Genomic DNA, 16,964 nt, shown 5'->3' with positions numbered 1-16,964 from the left:
TGGTTTAAGGCACTAGACGTTGGTCGGGGCTAGCCAATGGTATACAGCGGGATATCAATCAGCGGTGGGCATTATCATAGCGACAAGCTCGTCAGCGAGGTCATCGGGTGAGCGAGAGCCGTTGGGGTCGTACCAACGAACGGTCCAATTCAAAGCCCCCAGCACAAAGCGCGACACAAGAAAACGATCACCATGGATTAATCCTGAGTCCAGCGCCTCGTCAATCACCGAGACCCACAAAGCCTCATAAGCATCGCGTAAATGACTGAGATGAGCGCTCGCCACAGGATCAAGCCTACGCCACTCAAAGAGCGCCACTACATGGGCATTGCGGTCGGTAAATAAGGTTTCAAGGTGGGCACGCGCCATGGTGCGTAAGCGAATTTCCGGCTCGGTGGCGCACTCATTCAGGGCTTTACGTGCAATCAACAAGGCATTTTGGGTGCCCTCTTCAATCACCGCCGCCAGAATTTCCTGCTTATCTTTAAAATGATGAAACAAGCTACCGGATTTAATGCCCATTTCCTGCGCCAGCATGCGCACCGTGGTGCGATCGAAGCCTTCTTGGACGAACAGCTGAGCGGCGAGACGCGTCAATTCCTTGCGGCGTGGTGATGCATTCATTACATTCATGTCATTTACACTAGCGCTTGCTTGGTTACTCTGGAGAGAACCACAGCGCTGCCAACGGGTCAACGTGTCACCCACCACTCGGCATGATAATCACAATAAACTGGAAGGAGATTGAACATGAGCAGCCCCACCGATGTTGTATTTCTAGCCGCTAAACGTACGCCGATGGGCGGCATGATGGGCAGCCTTGCCACGATGACAGCGCCACAGCTTGGCGCAACCGCCATTAAGGCGGCGATTGAAGCGTCAGGTATCGACCCCGCTGCGATAACCGAAGGAATTATGGGCTGTGTACTGCCCGCGGGCGTTAAACAGGGGCCTGCTCGCCAAGCCATGCGCCAAGCCGGCATACCCGATGCCAATGGTGCCACCACCATTAATAAGCTGTGCGGCTCTGGAATGAAGGCTACCATGCTTGCCCACGATCTTATCAAAGCGGGCAGTGGCGATATTGTGCTGGCTGGCGGCATAGAGTCCATGTCTAACGCACCTCACATTCTGACGAAGGCACGCGGCGGCTATCGACTGGGACATGGCGAACTAAAAGATCACATGTTTTTAGACGGACTGGAAGATGCTGAAACGGGAAAACTGATGGGCGTCTTTGCCCAAGACGTCGCCACTCAGCGCGGCTACACTCGCGAACAGCTTGACGACTTCGCTATCGCGTCTCTTGAGCGCGCGATGGCCGCGACGAATGCAGGCCACTTGACCAACGAGATGGCCCCCGTCACCGTTACATCTCGCCACGGAGACACCGTTGTTGAACATGACGAGCAGCCCTTTTTAGCCAAACTAGACAAAATCCGCCAGCTCCGCCCTGCTTTTGCCAAAGACGGCACCATTACCGCGGCCAACGCCAGCTCCATTTCCGACGGCGCCTCCGCACTCATCTTGGCCAGCCAAGCAGCGGCCGAGCAGCACGGCATTAAACCACTCGCGCGGATGGTGGGTCATTCAACCCATGCCCGCCACCCAAGTGAGTTCACCATTGCGCCTGTCGGTGCGATTGAACAATTGATGAAAAAGCTAGGCTGGGGCGTTAACGATGTGGATTTATTTGAAATCAACGAAGCCTTTGCCGTCGTGACCCTGATGGCCATGGATGATCTAGGGCTGCCCCATAGCAAGGTCAACGTTTTTGGCGGCGCCTGCGCCCAAGGCCACCCAATTGGCTCGACTGGCTCGCGCATTATTGCCACGCTGATTCATGCCCTGCGAACACAAGGTGGCCGACGCGGCATCGCAAGCCTGTGTATCGGCGGAGGTGAAGCGACAGCCGTCGCCGTTGAGTTAATCGACTAATCAATGGCACATAGCTCGTTGTGACAAGAGCCAACGTCTCTTTTTAATAAAAAAGACGTTGGCTTAAAGCTTAGTCATTAAATCTTAGTCATTAAAGCTTAGTCATTAAAACTGAGCCATTAAAACTTAGCCAATTAAGGTACTTAACCGAAGCGTCCGGTAATATAGTCGTGCGTGCGCTGATCCCGTGGGTTAGTGAAAATAGTATCGGTACTGTCCACTTCCACCAGGTCTCCCATGTGGAAAAAGGCGGTACGGTCAGCGACGCGAGCAGCCTGTTGCATATTGTGCGTTACCATCACAATGGTATAACTCTCGCTCAGCTCATCTATCAACTGCTCAATTTTCGCTGTTGCGATTGGGTCGAGCGCCGAACAGGGCTCGTCCATCAAAATGACATCAGGGCTAACGGCCACGGTTCTGGCAATACATAGACGCTGCTGCTGCCCGCCGGATAGGCCCGTGCCGGGCTGATCAAGGCGATCCTTAACCTCGTCCCACAAGCCCGCACGACGCAGGCTGCTTTCAACGATATCGTCTAACTCTGCCTTACGCTTTGCCAGTCCGTGAAGACGCGGCCCATAGGCGATATTTTCGTAGATCGATTTAGGAAACGGGTTAGGCTTTTGAAACACAATGCCGACCTGAGCCCGCAGTAGTACGACATCGCGATCCGGAGCATAAATATCGTTATTATCTAACGTTATTCTGCCTTCGACACGACAAATATCAATAGTGTCGTTCATCCGATTCAGGCAGCGTAAAAACGTTGATTTACCGCAGCCCGAAGGGCCGATAAAGGCCATTACTTCATTCTCGTAAATATCGAGATCAATCCCATTAATCGCCTGAGCATTGCCATAAAACACTTCGACGTTTTCAGCGCTCATTTTCACTTTATCTTTTGCCTTACTGGTGCGGCTCTCGCCGTTACCCACACTCACCATAGGCGAAGGTATATTAGGCTGTGTAGAAGTATTCACTTACCACCTCGTCTCGAATTTTTTACGCAACCAAATCGCCAATGCATTCAAGCTAAGCATCAGCCCTAGCAACACGATGATGGCTGCTGATGTGCGCGCTTCAAAGAAATTGCGCAGCTCATTGCCCTGCCAGAGATAAATCTGTACAGGCAACGCCGTTGATTGTTCCAGCGGCGTACCCGGCACGTTGGCCACAAAGGCATTCATTCCAATCAGCAGTAACGGCGCCGTTTCACCTAACGCTTGTGCAATACCTAGAATAGAGCCGGTCAATATACCGGGCAGCGCCAGCGGCAGCACATGGTGAAAAACGGTTTGTACTTTCGATGCCCCAATACCCAACGCCGCTTGGCGTATGGAAGGAGGGATCGAACGCAGCGATGCGCGCGTGGTAATAATGATCGTCGGCAATGTCATTAACGTTAGCACCAAACCGCCGACGACCGGTGCTGATAGCGGCAAGCCAAAGTAGCCAATAAAGATGGATGCCCCCAACAGGCCAAAGACAATGGAAGGCACAGCGGCCAAATTATTGATGTTGATTTCGATCAGATCGGTGAGACGGTTTTGAGGCGCAAACTCTTCAAGATAAACAGCGCTCGCGACACCGATAGGCACCGACAGCAAAATGACCACCATCATCATAAACAGAGAGCCCATAAAGGCACCTGCCAAACCTGCTGACGCCGGTGAACTGCGCGAATCCGTATTGAGAAACAGCGATGTGCTGAAAGCATTCTCAATGATGCCTTCATCACTGAGCCGATCAGCCCACTCACGCGTTTGCGGGCTAAGCTGCTGACGCGCATCCGGTAAGCTGCGATCTATATTGCCTTTGATCCATACATCCACATTGGCGCTGGCAAGCAGCTTGACCTCGACAGTTTGACCAAGCAATGAAGGCTTTTCAATAAACTGGTCGCGTAATGCAAAGCGCTCGCCAGAGGCCAATAATGCCCGCAAGTCGCGCAATTGGCGAGACTCAACATCCACGCCTAATGCATCTTCCATTGCATTATCAATCAGTGACTGCCAGTTGATTAAACTGGCCTGCGTTAGCCATGCGCCATAGCGTTCATCAAATGCAAGCTGGGTCTCGCCATCTTCACGCCGCGGCTTTTCATCCAACTGAATAACCTCAGGGTCAAAATACACGTCGGTGTAAACCGTCGACTGCCAAAAAGCAGGTACGCCACGCGCAAGAATACTCGCGAATAAAATGATTACCAGAGCCATGCCCGTTGTCACAGCGGCTAACCCCACGCGGCGAAAGCGGGTCTCTTTGCGGTGTCGTTTCGCCAGCGATTTTTCGATCGTCATCAGACGGTGCTGTCGACGCTGCTCAATCGTTATAGACATAGTCGCTTACTCGTATTGCTGGCGATATTTACGCACCACAACCAGTGCGATAACGTTCAAACCTAGGGTAATCACAAACAGCGTCAAACCAAGTGCAAACGCAACCAGCGACTGCGGGCTGGCAAAATCCATGTCCCCGGTCAGCTGATTAACAATGGTGACTGTGATGGTTGAAACCGCTTCGAAGGGATTGCCATGCAGCACTGGATTATTACCCGCGGCCAATACCACAATCATGGTTTCACCAATCGCCCGACTGGCCGCCAACAAAAAGGCCCCGACGATACCCGGCAGTGCTGCCGGCAAAACTACTTGGCGGATCGTTTCAGACTTCGTTGCACCTAGCCCCAGCGCACCATCGCGCAGCGATTTAGGCACCTGGGTAATAATGTCGTCGGAAAGCGATGAGACAAAAGGAATAATCATAATCCCCATCACCAGGCCGGCGGTCAGTGCGCTGGTGGTACGGATATTGATACCGATGACATCACCGACACTCGACAAGAAAGGACCAATGACAATCAGCGCGAAAAAACCATAAACAATCGTTGGAATACCCGCTAACACCTCAATTACCGGCTTAGCGATATTACGCAGCCAGCGAGGCGCGTATTCGGCCATATAAATGGCTGTCATGAGACCAATGGGGATGGCCACTAAGAGGGCAATGGCGCTCACCATCATGGTGCCCCATAGCAACGGCAGGAGCCCAAATTCGCCCTGAGCACTCGACCCGGCGGTATTGAAACGAGGATTCCAAGTGGTTCCCAAGAAAAATTCAGCGGGGCTAATAAAGCTGAAAAACTTTAAAGCCTCTCCCAGCATGGAGAGCACAATACCCACCGTGGTAAAAATCGCTACTGCCGAACAGGCTGCTAAGGCAAAGGTAATCACCCGCTCAACTTGGTTTCTAGCGCGCCACTGGGGTGAAATATGCCGCTTGGCATATGTCAAACCGGCGACCACTAACACAGCCATTAGCGCGACGAGACTTAGATTTTCATAGGTATGCAGGCGCGCCATATGGTTGGCAGCCGCCAGTTCTTGGGCACTTCCACCGCCGGCAACACCACGCCCTTCGGCTAGTACGGAAATACGACGTAACGTTGTTTCAAGCTCCCGTCCGCTCATGCTAGCCACCAACTCATGGGGCAACTGATGAGTAACGAGCATCTCAATAAGCTGGGGCGCTAAGAAAGACCACAGCAAAAACAGCACTAAGGCTGGCAGCCCGCACCACAATGCAACGAGCACACCGTAATAGCCCGGCCGCGAGTGCATCCTGACATCATTTTCTGCCGCAACCGCACGGCTTCGTGTCAGCCCTAAGTGGTAAGCCAGGGCCATGATCACGAGCAGTGTGGCTATCAAGGCAATGTTGCTCATTATCTCTCCGCCTGTGATTTTCTACATTTAAGCGCCGGCATCAGATCATTGATGCCGGCGCGACTGCCAAGCGAGTTAAGTGTTAATCGATGGCAAGTAGGCCCGTATTTACTCTGGGCTAACCACAGTGCGGGCTTGGAACTGCTCAAGCGCGGTTGCACGCTCCTCTTCATCCAGTGGAATAAGACCAGCATCTTCCAGCGGGCTGCCGTAGCCTGACACCATGTCGTTCAGGAAGTATTCGGTGTATTCGGCCAGACCCGGAATTACGTCAAGGTGCTCACCTTTCACGTAGAAGAACAGCGGACGAGAAATCGGGTATTCGCCCGAGCCAATGGTTTCCAGACTTGGCGTTACGCCGTCAACGGTGGCCACTTGTAGGCGGTCGCGGTTCTGCTCGTAAAAGCTAAGACCAAATACGCCAACGGCGTCTGCTTGAGCATCTAAACGCGCTAGCGTTTCGGTGTAGTCGCCAGCAATTTCAACGATACGGCCATCGCCACGTAGGTTGACGCAGGCATCACCCTCAACCTGGGCGTCGCTTTCACAGCCAGGGTGGATGACTTTCTCTTCGAACACTTCACGGGTGCCGTGGTTTGAAGCGGGGATGACCAGCACAATTTCCTGGTCTGGCAGGTCAGCATCGATTTCTGACCAGCGGGTATAGGGGTTATCCACCAGTTCGCCGTCTTGGGTAACTTGGGCTGCGGCGGCTTTGAAGACATGGTCTGGGGTCAGTTCAAAGGCTTCGCGGTCTAGGCGCGAGGCAAAAACAATACCGTCGTAACCGAATTTGACCTCAAGTATTTCATTGACCCCGGCCTCATTACAGCTCGCTACTTCAGCGCTACGGATGGCGCGTGAGGCATTAGCAATATCGATGGTGTTTTCGCCAACGCCTTGGCAGAACTGACGCAAGCCACCACCAGAGCCACCAGAGCCAACGACCGGTGTACCGAACTGAGAAAAAGTATCCCCAAACTCTTCAGCAACGATACTGGCAAACGGAAGTACCGTAGAGGAACCCGCAATCTGCACAGTATCGCGCGCCATTGCAGTAGCGGAAACGCCAGTGGCCAGGGCCGCTACTACTGCAACACCTAATGTCTTCTTAGCTACATTCATCGTCGTGTTCCCCTCTGGTTTAATATCCGGTTAGCACTTAGCTTCCGGAAGAGCTGGCCCAATGGCCTTGCGCAAAGAGGAGTCTGCACACGATCGATTGCAGAAATATGACAGTGACCAATTATTGCTATTTTTTTAACGTCACACTAAAAGCCCTATCGCTGCTAGCGTACACAGCGTTAGTGAAGCACGCTGCAATAGGCGTCTGTCTAAGCGATGTGCTAGCGCACCTGCCAGCGCATTACCGATAAGCACCGCAGGCAAAAAAGTCAGCGCCATTTGAAAATGCCATAGCTGAATTTGATTCGCCAACGCGAGAGTTATCAGCGTTAGCGTAGAGGTTAAAATAAAGAAAGCGGCCAGATTGCCGCGCATTCGATCAACCGGCAAGCCGTGCATCAACAATACGATAGGCGGGCCGCCAATAGCCGCAACGGTACCGAAAATACCGGACAGAACACCCGCTCCAAACAGCGTTATACGGTTCACCGGCAGCTGAAAACGGCATACAGTGACTAATACCGTGAACAATACGATAACGGCAATCAGCTTTTCTAAGATCACCATAGGGGCCACAAGTAGCAGCCAAACACCCAGCGCATTACCAGGCAGGCGGCCTACTAACGCCATTCCAATAGCATCCAGCCGCACCTCGTGCCAATAGTGGCGCACCATCATAAGCGAGACAGTCAGCCCAAATAACACCAGCGTGACCGGCACTAGGCGAGGCTCCAACATCAACAGTAGCGGTGCCCCCACTACCGCCAACCCGAAGCCGGTCGCTCGCTGAACAAAAGCACCAAGCATCAAAACCGCGGCACAGGCAAGCCAGGTATCTAATGGCAGATTGATCCAGGCAAGCAGACTATTCATGTGTGCTGTTCATCCCCGTAGCTCATCCACCGCAGGTTTCTTGGTTAGCTTGCGTACCCCAATATTGCCTAGCAACGTCGCACTCAGCATGGTGAGAACCATTGGCCACAGATGCTCTACTTCAAACAGCCCAACCATGACACCGGCAAGCGCTCCGCAGGTGAATTGGATACCGCCAAGCAACGCCGTTGCCGTTGCGCTGATATGCCCAAAGTGATCCAACAGTGCGGAAATAGCGTTAGGCGTAATCAGCCCAATCATGCCGGTAAATAGCATAATGAGAGGCACCACAACGAACAGTGAGGCTATATTTAAAGCGGTAACAAGCACCAGACCAAGCGCGGCGACTAACTGCACTAGTAGTCCTAAACGTAAATTTTGTTGCGGTGAACGCTTACGCAACAGATGAATATTGACGCGATTTGAGAGCGCAATAACCAATACGTTCACCCCAAACACCAGAGGGTAAGTAACTGGAGACAAGCCAAAATAATCTAGATACAGAAATGGCGACGCGGTTACAAACGCAAATAACCCGGCAAACGAAGAAGCAACGGCGCAAATATAGCCCATACCTTCCCGGTGCTTAAGCACGCTGGCATAGTTACGGATAACTTGTCGTGGTGACGCTGCCGGTAATGACATATCCCGCGTTTCAGGCAGACGCGTGCCTAAAAGCCATAATAAGAAGCCGGCATAGACCGCTAAAAATACAAAAATTAGCCACCATCCGGCAATATGAAGCAACAAACTGCCGACTGCCGGCGCTACTAGCGGCGCCAGCATCATAATCATCGCCATGGTAGACATGACTTTGGCAGCCTCTCGGCCACTAAAACAGTCGCGCACAATCGCGGCCGAATTGACCACGCAGGCACCTCCGCCAAGCGCTTGTATAAAACGCCAGAAGAGCAGCGTAGACAAACTATCCACCGTGGTAATCGCTAAGCTTGCCAGCATAAAAACGACTAAACCACCCAGCAGTACCGGCTTGCGTCCCATTCGATCAGATAGCGGACCAAAACAAAGCTGGCCTAATGCAAAGCCAAACAAAAAGACGCTAATAGAAAGCTCAGTCCGATGAATGCTGGCATCAATACTTTCAGCGATGATGCCTATAGCGGGCAAATACGCATCAATAGCAAAGGGAGCAAGAGCAGTATTGGCAGCAACCAGCAGTGCCACCCGACGAGGATTAAGGTGCATGAGGCTCCATAGGAGGCACAACAGGTGCGCACAGGGATAGATAGGCCGCTAAGCATAGACGATTTGATTACATTTGTCGGTATTTACACGCCATTACCACTGCCTCGTTAATCCCTATAGGACTAAAAGAGCTAGATAATCAGGCGAGCAATTTAAATAACAACAGATAAGCAGGCACGCATACGAGAACGATCATAAAAGGCAGAAACACGACGATTCAGCGTATTGCGCAATACCCCGTTAGCATATGCGCTCTAGCCGCAAGGTCAGTTCACAGACGTACTAGCAATGAGTTGTAGCACACTGCGACTCAAGCATCTCAACCAGCGGCTGAAACTGCTCACGGTTGTGCTCATTCATATGCATTAAAATGCGATGGGCCTCGAGAATTCGCTCACGCAGGCCTTCTTCGTCTGCGGGCTCTTCAGGCAATTCTTCAAGTGCATCATTGAGCGCGACAGGTTGCTGCAGAGGCAAAGGCGCTTCCATAAGAGTAAAGAAGCGCGCGAAGCCCATTACATCGAGCATTTTGCGAACGTCAGGATTATCGACAATAATGGTTGGCGGCTGCTCCAAGCGCCCTTTGACGGCCATCGCAACCTTAGCGAGAAAGCCCAGGGCGGTGGAGTCCACATTGGTGGCTTCTCGCAGGTCAATCAATACGGCGCGCAGCCCTGGCGTCTCGGCAAGACGTTGAGCTTGAGAGTCCAGCGTGGCGCATAGCGTCAAGCGCACATCGCCGCACAGCTTTAAAACAAAAACACCAGTATCGAAAGCCGCTTTTATGCGACCTTCTTCAATCAGCATGACCAAATCCGCTCACCATCATGATTGTAAGATCATCGGGTAAAGCATCGCGCTCCTGATTAGCGTCAAACTGTGCATCTCCTTTAGCAAGGAGTGCATTAGTTCCCACTAACCTATCGCGCAACAGCTCAAGCGTTACACTCTCGCTTACTAATTGCTCAAGCTCCTTGAGCCGCGTGTCGAGCGTTTTACCCGGCAAGCATTCCAATACACCGTCTGAACATAGCCACAAACGAAACTCAGGCGGCAAGGAACAGCTCAGCGAAGGATACTCTACATCGGGGAAAAGGCCTACCGGCATTCCTTCGCCCTCTAAGCGACTTAGCTTTCCTTCTGCCACTAACAGGGGCATCGGCAGCTGAGCGCCGAGCGAATAGTGAAGAGTCTTTGCCTCATGGTCAATAACACCGACAAATAACGTCGCGTGCTTGCCAATGTCAGTGCCCTGCAGCTCACGGTTCATTGCCGTTAACCAGTCCGGCGGTAAGTCCTCAGGCTTCTGCCCATCCCACTCACTGAGCCAGCGGTTACATAAATACTTTAGTAACACCGTCACAAATGCCGATGAGGCGCCATGCCCCGAAACATCCGCAAAATAAAAAGCGCTATAGCGGTCGTTATAGCGCTGATAGTCTAGAAAATCCCCGGATAAATACAGCGAGGGGGCAAACCAGTAATCGAAATACACCCCGTTGATGACTTTAGGATGAATCGGCAGTAAGCGCCGCTGGATATGGCCCCCACTTTGCTGGTCCATACGCAGCAGCGCTAAATGCGTCTCTAGGCTTTCATTCAGCTCAGCTAGACGCTCGTGGTCGCGCTCACGCTCCAGGGCAAGATCATTAAGCTCTATCGCTTTGCGAATCATCCGTCGTAACAGCTCGGCATGGCGCAAAGGATGAACGATATAGTCCACTAGGCCAACATCAATCGCCTTAATAAGATCCGCATCTTGGCGCGAGTCGCTGACCACCAGCGTCGGTAGGCGCCGGGTTAGCTGCGACCACTGCTGCCTAGGAACCGCTCTAGCATGCGCGACAATAAGCACTGTGTCAGCGGGGAGATGCTCAATATTCTCTGATGCAAACACCCACATGCCATCACAGGTAATAGCTTCAGCCAGCGCATCGCGCTCACGACCCGGTTCGTCGATGACCGCGATCAACTGCTTAGAATGATCCATCATTAGCCTCAATCGGCGCTATTATCGCCATCAACGCCGTCATCACCAAAGTCGCTATCATCAAAGTCAAAGGCATCAGCGGCAAATGGGTCATCGCCCAGTTTTCCATCACTCACCTCAAATTGACGACTCTGTAAGAAAGCATCACGGATAAAGCTATAACGATCACCGCGGATCAACGCCTCCTGATCAAGCAAGCCTGCACGAACATCGATTAGCCGCAGTGCAGTAAGGCTTATACGAGCGGTATCATCATCGACATAGGTGACCGGATACGCAGCCAGGTCGGCAGGTAAGCCGGTAGTATCGCGCAGCGTGCTTGGGCCTAATAAAGGCAGTACAAGATAGCGCGAATCATCCCATCCCCACACTGCTAGTGTTTGGCCAAAATCTTCTTTATCAGCGGTAATTTCCATTAGGGTGGCATAGTCCAATAACCCGCCGACGCCCACTGTGGAGTTAATTAAAAACCGTGATGTGGCCAGGCCCGCGTTTGCTGGCTTACCCTGCAGAAGGCTATTAAGCGCCGTTCGCACTTCGCCCAAATTGGAGAAAAAGTTACCTACTCCTGTTTGTACCGGGTCAGGCGTAACCGTTCGGTAGCCCTGAGCGACTGGCTTTAGCGCATAGCGATCTAATACGTCGTTAAACGCAAACACTTTGCGGTTAAAGCCTTCCCAAGGATCATCAGGGTTAGTGTCTTGCGCCACCTGCGTGCTGGCACAGCCGCCGGTGGCCAATAACGCCACCAATAGAAGAGGCAATCCTTGTGTACGCCACGTAAGCGCTGGCTTTTCTTTATTTAAAAACGGCTGCATGACATTTTCCTTTATCCATTTCAACGCCACGTTACCGGCGGCGAACTACCACACTTCCAGCACTGTAACCCGCCCCGAAGGAGCAAATCACGCCAATGTCGCCTTCTACCAGCTCTTCGCGATGAAGGTGGAACGCAATAATCGACCCAGCGGAGCTAGTGTTCGCGTAGCGATCCAAAATAATCGGCGCCTGAGCGGCACTCGGGTCGTAACCAAGCACTTTACGGGCAATCAAGTCATTCATATGCTGATTGGCTTGATGCAGCCACATACGCTTCAAATCACTGCCATTCAACTCCAAAGATGCCAAATGATCGGTGATCAATTTAGCGACCATTGGACAGACCTCTTTAAACACCCGCCGCCCTTCTTGCACAAACAGCTTATCAAGGGCCAGCGGGTCACTATCCGTTACACGGCTGAGAAAACCCGCATTATTACGAATTGCATTGGAAAACTTGGTAACTAGGCGCGTACCCAGAATCTCAAACTGTTCATCGGCAGCAGCAGTTGCACTATTTTCCAGGACGATGGCGGTGCAAGCATCACCGAAAATAAAGTGGCTGTCACGGTCTCTGAAATTGAGATGCGCCGAGCAAATTTCCGGATTGACCACCAGCGCGCGCTTAATGCTTCCAGACGCTATCGCATTGGCCGCTGTTTCCAAAGCAAACGTCGCGGAGCTGCAGGCAACGTTCATATCAAATCCGTAGCCGCTGGTACCCAGCGCTTGCTGTACTTCGACTGCCACGGCGGGATAAGCACGCTCTAAATTGGAACAGGCAACAATCACCAGCTCAATGTCAGCAGGATCAACGCGCGCAGCGGCCAAAGCTTGGTGCGCTGCGGCGGTAGCCATTTCACATTGAAGTGAGGGTTCATCATTATCCCGATGTGGCAGTTTAGGCCGCATACGCTGTGGGTCAAGGATACCTTGCGCATCGAGGACGTAACGATTCTTAATACCTGATGCTTTTTCAATAAACTCACTGCTCGAGTGTGCGAGTGGCTCACGCTCTCCCCGGACAATGGCGTCAGCATGCTGATGATTTTCACCGTCTACCCAAGTATTAAATGCCGCCACTAAAGCGGCATTATCAATGGCGTGTTCCGGCGTATAGAGGCCTGTTCCGGTGATCACCACATGTGTCATGCCAATCTCCTTTTAGCGGCTTGCCGAGGTAACTTTCGGCGTAACCATAATGTTACTGTGTGCGTAAAATAGCGCTTTTTCCAGCAACTTTTTTTCGACACCTGTTTTAGTCAACGCACTAGGCACTAATAATTTCTTGCCAGCGCTTTTCTAATCGTTTCATCGAAACCGCCATCTTAGTGCCCAACTGCTGAGCGAACAGTGACACCCTAAGCTCCTGCAGCCACCAGCCGAAAGCAACCAGTTCGGGGTCTTCCACTTGGCCACGCTGTTCGCTCTTACGCCGCGCATCAAAACGCGCCTCCAACGCCTGAACATCGTGCATCATCATTTGATCGCGGCCACGCTCACGGGCGGCCTTTTCAAGGCGTATCAGCGCCGCTTCGGTGTAACGCGGGTATTCCTCAAGCCACTCGCCTGCATTGCGAATAAAGCCGGTATAAACCAAGCGCTGCATTTGTGCACTGACATCGCTATACACCAGCGCAAGGGCAAAATTGAGTTTACCTTTAAGCAGCTTACTAACCGCTAAATGACCTTTTAGCGCGGCCTCTACCCGTAATAGTAAAGTGCTCGCTGCGTTAACAAGCTGATGCTGAGTATCGTTGAGTCGTTGGCTCAACTCCCCTGCCGAGCGCGGCAGCGGATGCTGAGCCACCACCTGACTGAATACCGCCAGCAGCAGATCATCCACCAAAGCTTGCTTACTCCCCACTTTAGCAAACAGCAGTGCGCACTTCTCAACGCCCGGTAACTGTTTAATCGCTTTAACCTGCTCCGGCAATTTGGCAATCGCTAGCCGGGCAATGCCCTCCTGATGGGCGGCATCGGCTTTGGCAGGGTGATCGAACAGCGCAACTTTAAACTCGCTTGCTTGCGCCACCAACGCCGGGTAGGCCTCAACGCGAATGCCTGCCTGAGTGGTAACGCGGGAAGCCGGTAACGGGGACTCAGGCAGACCGGCAACGGCAGGCTCAATGCTGACCTGTTCGGCCAGGGCTTGAGCACCTGCGCTGGCCGCCGCTTCATAGCGCCGTTCTAGGGCGCGCAGATCGCGACCCTGACCCAGGGTTTCACCCGCGTGATCCACCACGCGAATATTCATAATCAGGTGTGGCTCAAGCAAGTCTAAGCGCCAGTCTTCGAGCTGCACGCGTGTCGCTGTGCGACGGCGAATAAACTCCCCAAGAGCCTCGGTTAATGGGCGCTGATCAGGCCCCAAGGTTTCCAGCGCAGCATCGACCCAATCGGGAATTGGCACAACCTGGCGGCGAATACTTTTCGGCAGCGACTTCAATAGCGCAGTGCACTTTTCACGCAATAGCCCGGGCACCAGCCATTCTAAAGCATGCACCGGCACCTGCGGCAGCATGGCCGCGGGAACGGTCAACGTGATGCCGTCGTCTTCAGCGTCAGGGTCAAAGTGATAGCTAATCGGGTACGCAACGCCGGCCAAGGTTACATAATCGGGATACTGAATTTGGGTGACGTCGTCAGCATCGCGCGCTTTTAACGACTCAAGATCGAAATGCAGTAGCTCTGGATCACGCTGCTCGGCTTGCTTGCGCCAGTGTTCAAACCCTTTGCCGTTAACCGTTTCGTCGGGGATACGCGCATCGTAAAAATCAAAAAGCGTGTCTTCATCGACCAAAATATCGCGCCGCCGAGCGCGATCTTCTAGCGCCTCGACTTCGCTGACCAACGCTCGGTTGTGGGCGAAGAAAGCACCTTTAGTCTGAAACTCACCCTCCACCAGCGCGCGGCGAATAAACAGCTCCCGAGACTCCTTAGGCGCTATTGGCCCGTAATGAACGCGGCGCCTCGCGACAATCGGCAGACCAAACAGCGTAACCTGCTCAAATGCCACCACCTGTGCCCGCTTCATTTCCCAATGCGATTCGCTGTAAGTACGCTTTATCAAATGCTGCGCCTGAGGCTCAATCCAGTCTGGGTCAATTTTGGCCACCGTGCGGGCAAATAGCTTTGACGTCTCGATCATCTCAAACGCCATCATCCACTTGGGTGATTTTTTAGCCAGCCCAGAGCCGGGGTGAATCATAAACTTTCGGTTGCGGGCGCCCAGATATTCACGGTTCTCAAGCAGCGTGCCCAAATTAGAAAGCAGCCCTGATAACAGCGCCTGATGCAGCTTGCCCGAGGTTTTGCGCCGCATCTGTCGAGCCTGCTCTTCACTCTCTTCTTCGTTGCGTGGCAAGGGTGCAGGTACATCAATATCCATATCTCGCAGCAGCTGGCGCAGCTGTCGGAAGGTGTCGTGCCATTCTCGCATGCGCAGGTAGTTGATGTAGTGCTCGCGACACCAGCGCCGCAACTGGTTTCCGGACAGCGCCTCGCGGGCGTTTTCGATGCCGTGCCAAAGGTTCAGCAATGCAACAAAGTCTGAATCCGGGTCGTGCCAGCGCTGGTGCGCTTGATCAGCCGCTTGGCGCTTATCTGCCGGCCGGTCGCGGGGGTCTTGAATAGCCAATGCCGACACCACAATCAGCACATCGCGCAAACTACCCATGTCCACGCCTGCCAACACCATGCGCGCTAAGCGAGGGTCAATCGGCAGCCGCGCAAGCTTACGACCCAGCGTAGAGAGGCGCTGCTGCTCATCCACGGCGCCCAGCTCGAACAGCAGTCGAAAACCGTCTTTAACAAAGCGGCTATCCGGCGGATCAACAAAAGGAAAAGCTTCTATATCGCCAAGCTTGAGGCCCAGCATTGAGAGAATCACCGAGGCTAAATTGGTGCGCTGAATTTCAGGGTCGGTAAAGCCTGGCCGAGATAAGAAATCTTCTTCGCTGTAAAGGCGAATACAGACCCCTTCCGCAACCCGCCCGCAGCGCCCTTTACGCTGATTCGCGCTCGCTTGACTGACGGCCTCCACGGGCAGGCGCTGGATTTTTGACCGGTAGCTGTAACGGCTGATACGCACAAGCCCTGGATCGATCACATAGCGAATGCCGGGCACCGTCAGCGAGGTTTCTGCAACGTTGGTCGCCAGCACAATTCTGCGCCCGCGGTGTGAGGCGAAGACACGGTTTTGCTCTTCGTTGGAAAGGCGTGCGTAGAGAGGCAGAATTTCAGTGCCTTTTAACTCCGCGCGGCGCAGCGTATCGGCGGTTTCACGAATCTCACGCTCGCCGGGTAAAAACACCAGCACATCGCGAGGGCCATGCAACCAGCCTTTATCACGCTCAATGGCCTCGATTTCTTCTACCGCGTGCAGAATACCCTCTTGCAGCGTGCGATCGTCTTCATCGTCTTCGTCACGTACCAGCGGCCGATAGTGCACTTCAACGGGATAAGTCCGCCCGGTCACTTCCACGACCGGTGCAGGCGTCTTAGCGGTACCGAAATGCTCAGCAAAGCGCGCCACGTCAATGGTAGCCGAGGTAATAATAACTTTGAGATCGGGCCGCTTGGGTAATAAACGCTTTAGATAGCCCAGCAGAAAATCGATATTAAGGCTTCGCTCGTGAGCCTCATCGATGATGATAGTGTCATAGCGCAACAACAGCGGGTCGTGCTGAGTCTCAGCCAGCAAGATACCGTCCGTCATTAGCTTGACTAACGTGCTCGGCGTACTCTGATCATTAAAGCGTACCTGATAGCCTACCTGCTCGCCCAAAGAGACGTTCAACTCTTCCGCCAAACGCCCGGCAACGCTTCGAGCCGCCAAGCGCCGTGGCTGGGTGTGGCCAATCAAGCCACGACGGCCACGCCCCAGCTCTAAGCACATTTTTGGAAGCTGAGTGGTTTTGCCTGAGCCGGTCTCCCCTGCCACCACGACGATTTGATGATCACGGATGGCGTTAAGAATATCTTCTCGCCGCTCAACAACCGGTAGTTCAGGCGGATAATTAAGCGCGACCTGCTGAGCCTGACGTAGGCTAAGCAGCTGCTGAGCACGGCTGATCTCGCGCTGCACCTCATCCAAACCACGGCTGATAGGCTTGTTATCGCGCAGGCGACGGTTCAAACCACTCAGGCGCTTCTCCAGCCTCTCTGTATCGCGCAGCATCACATCCCCCGCTGCCTGTGTCAGCGATGCAAGGCGTTGGCTATCGGTGGGGGCTGTAGGGATGTCAGTGGTCACGATTGAGTAGGCTTCCATTCGCTTGAGT

At 53.2% G+C, this 16,964-nt stretch carries 13 protein-coding genes; 1 reads left to right on the top strand and 12 read right to left on the bottom strand.

From position 1 onward, the window contains the following. Window positions 1-54: 54 nt before the first annotated feature. Window positions 55-624: a TetR/AcrR family transcriptional regulator gene (locus CIK78_RS08920; RefSeq protein WP_096279219.1), complete on the bottom strand. Its 570-nt coding sequence runs from the start codon at window positions 622-624 to the stop codon at window positions 55-57. A 126-nt stretch (window positions 625-750) separates the two neighbouring features. Here CIK78_RS08920 and CIK78_RS08915 point away from each other — a divergent pair, with 126 nt between their 5' ends. After that, on the top strand, window positions 751-1,938 hold the full coding sequence (locus CIK78_RS08915) for an acetyl-CoA C-acyltransferase (protein ID WP_096279217.1): 1,188 nt from the start codon (window positions 751-753) through the stop codon (window positions 1,936-1,938). A gap of 143 nt (window positions 1,939-2,081) precedes the next feature. Here the strand turns inward: CIK78_RS08915 and pstB are convergent, their stop codons facing one another. From pstB to hrpA, 11 genes are all read right to left on the bottom strand, one after another. Beyond that, window positions 2,082-2,885 (bottom strand): phosphate ABC transporter ATP-binding protein PstB, encoded by an 804-nt coding sequence (gene pstB / locus CIK78_RS08910; RefSeq protein WP_096279215.1) that lies wholly within the window; start codon window positions 2,883-2,885, stop codon window positions 2,082-2,084. A gap of 36 nt (window positions 2,886-2,921) precedes the next feature. Beyond that, window positions 2,922-4,280, bottom strand: coding sequence for a phosphate ABC transporter permease PstA (gene pstA / locus CIK78_RS08905; protein WP_096279213.1), 1,359 nt, complete (start codon window positions 4,278-4,280; stop codon window positions 2,922-2,924). Between the two features lie 6 nt (window positions 4,281-4,286). Next, on the bottom strand, window positions 4,287-5,666 hold the full coding sequence (gene pstC / locus CIK78_RS08900; RefSeq protein ID WP_096279211.1) for a phosphate ABC transporter permease subunit PstC: 1,380 nt from the start codon (window positions 5,664-5,666) through the stop codon (window positions 4,287-4,289). 108 nt (window positions 5,667-5,774) lie between these two features. Further along, window positions 5,775-6,791, bottom strand: a complete 1,017-nt coding sequence (locus tag CIK78_RS08895) for a substrate-binding domain-containing protein (RefSeq protein WP_096279209.1) — start codon at window positions 6,789-6,791, stop codon at window positions 5,775-5,777. 141 nt (window positions 6,792-6,932) lie between these two features. Next, a complete protein-coding gene (locus tag CIK78_RS08890; protein WP_096279207.1) occupies window positions 6,933-7,664 on the bottom strand; it encodes a sulfite exporter TauE/SafE family protein in 732 nt (243 codons plus the stop codon). A 9-nt stretch (window positions 7,665-7,673) separates the two neighbouring features. Beyond that, window positions 7,674-8,870: a multidrug effflux MFS transporter gene (locus CIK78_RS08885; RefSeq protein ID WP_096279205.1), complete on the bottom strand. Its 1,197-nt coding sequence runs from the start codon at window positions 8,868-8,870 to the stop codon at window positions 7,674-7,676. A 282-nt stretch (window positions 8,871-9,152) separates the two neighbouring features. Then, window positions 9,153-9,677 carry an STAS domain-containing protein gene (locus tag CIK78_RS08880; RefSeq protein WP_096279203.1) on the bottom strand — a complete coding sequence of 175 codons (525 nt, stop codon included), beginning with the start codon at window positions 9,675-9,677 and terminating at the stop codon, window positions 9,153-9,155. After that, the gene (locus CIK78_RS08875) at window positions 9,667-10,860 is read right to left on the bottom strand and encodes a SpoIIE family protein phosphatase (RefSeq protein ID WP_096279201.1); all 1,194 of its coding nucleotides are present in this window, start codon (window positions 10,858-10,860) and stop codon (window positions 9,667-9,669) included. Before CIK78_RS08875 ends, CIK78_RS08880 begins: the two co-directional genes overlap by 11 nt. 8 nt (window positions 10,861-10,868) lie before the next feature. Then, a complete protein-coding gene (locus tag CIK78_RS08870; protein WP_096279199.1) occupies window positions 10,869-11,678 on the bottom strand; it encodes a VacJ family lipoprotein in 810 nt (269 codons plus the stop codon). 31 nt (window positions 11,679-11,709) lie between these two features. Beyond that, window positions 11,710-12,831 (bottom strand): beta-ketoacyl-ACP synthase III, encoded by a 1,122-nt coding sequence (locus tag CIK78_RS08865; protein ID WP_096279197.1) that lies wholly within the window; start codon window positions 12,829-12,831, stop codon window positions 11,710-11,712. Window positions 12,832-12,949: 118 nt separating this feature from the next. Continuing rightward, window positions 12,950-16,954, bottom strand: a complete 4,005-nt coding sequence (hrpA, locus tag CIK78_RS08860) for an ATP-dependent RNA helicase HrpA (RefSeq protein ID WP_096279195.1) — start codon at window positions 16,952-16,954, stop codon at window positions 12,950-12,952. Between the last annotated feature and the right edge of the window lie 10 nt (window positions 16,955-16,964).

This window comes from Halomonas sp. JB37 (genome assembly GCF_002332255.1).
Classification (GTDB): Bacteria; Pseudomonadota; Gammaproteobacteria; order Pseudomonadales; family Halomonadaceae; genus Vreelandella; species Vreelandella casei.
Note: the sequence above shows the minus strand (reverse complement) of the source record. Positions and strands in the feature narration are given on the sequence as shown.

What these genes read in the sequence shown, in the direction of transcription:
- CIK78_RS08920 (WP_096279219.1), bottom strand. Translation starts at nt 624, where the DNA reads ATGAATGCATCACCACGCCGCAAGGAATTGACGCGTCTCGCCGCTCAG.
- CIK78_RS08915 (WP_096279217.1), top strand. Translation starts at nt 751, where the DNA reads ATGAGCAGCCCCACCGATGTTGTATTTCTAGCCGCTAAACGTACGCCG.
- pstB (WP_096279215.1), bottom strand. Translation starts at nt 2,885, where the DNA reads ATGGTGAGTGTGGGTAACGGCGAGAGCCGCACCAGTAAGGCAAAAGAT.
- pstA (WP_096279213.1), bottom strand. Translation starts at nt 4,280, where the DNA reads ATGTCTATAACGATTGAGCAGCGTCGACAGCACCGTCTGATGACGATC.
- pstC (WP_096279211.1), bottom strand. Translation starts at nt 5,666, where the DNA reads ATGAGCAACATTGCCTTGATAGCCACACTGCTCGTGATCATGGCCCTG.
- CIK78_RS08895 (WP_096279209.1), bottom strand. Translation starts at nt 6,791, where the DNA reads ATGAATGTAGCTAAGAAGACATTAGGTGTTGCAGTAGTAGCGGCCCTG.
- CIK78_RS08890 (WP_096279207.1), bottom strand. Translation starts at nt 7,664, where the DNA reads ATGAATAGTCTGCTTGCCTGGATCAATCTGCCATTAGATACCTGGCTT.
- CIK78_RS08885 (WP_096279205.1), bottom strand. Translation starts at nt 8,870, where the DNA reads ATGCACCTTAATCCTCGTCGGGTGGCACTGCTGGTTGCTGCCAATACT.
- CIK78_RS08880 (WP_096279203.1), bottom strand. Translation starts at nt 9,677, where the DNA reads ATGCTGATTGAAGAAGGTCGCATAAAAGCGGCTTTCGATACTGGTGTT.
- CIK78_RS08875 (WP_096279201.1), bottom strand. Translation starts at nt 10,860, where the DNA reads ATGGATCATTCTAAGCAGTTGATCGCGGTCATCGACGAACCGGGTCGT.
- CIK78_RS08870 (WP_096279199.1), bottom strand. Translation starts at nt 11,678, where the DNA reads ATGCAGCCGTTTTTAAATAAAGAAAAGCCAGCGCTTACGTGGCGTACA.
- CIK78_RS08865 (WP_096279197.1), bottom strand. Translation starts at nt 12,831, where the DNA reads ATGACACATGTGGTGATCACCGGAACAGGCCTCTATACGCCGGAACAC.
- hrpA (WP_096279195.1), bottom strand. Translation starts at nt 16,954, where the DNA reads ATGGAAGCCTACTCAATCGTGACCACTGACATCCCTACAGCCCCCACC.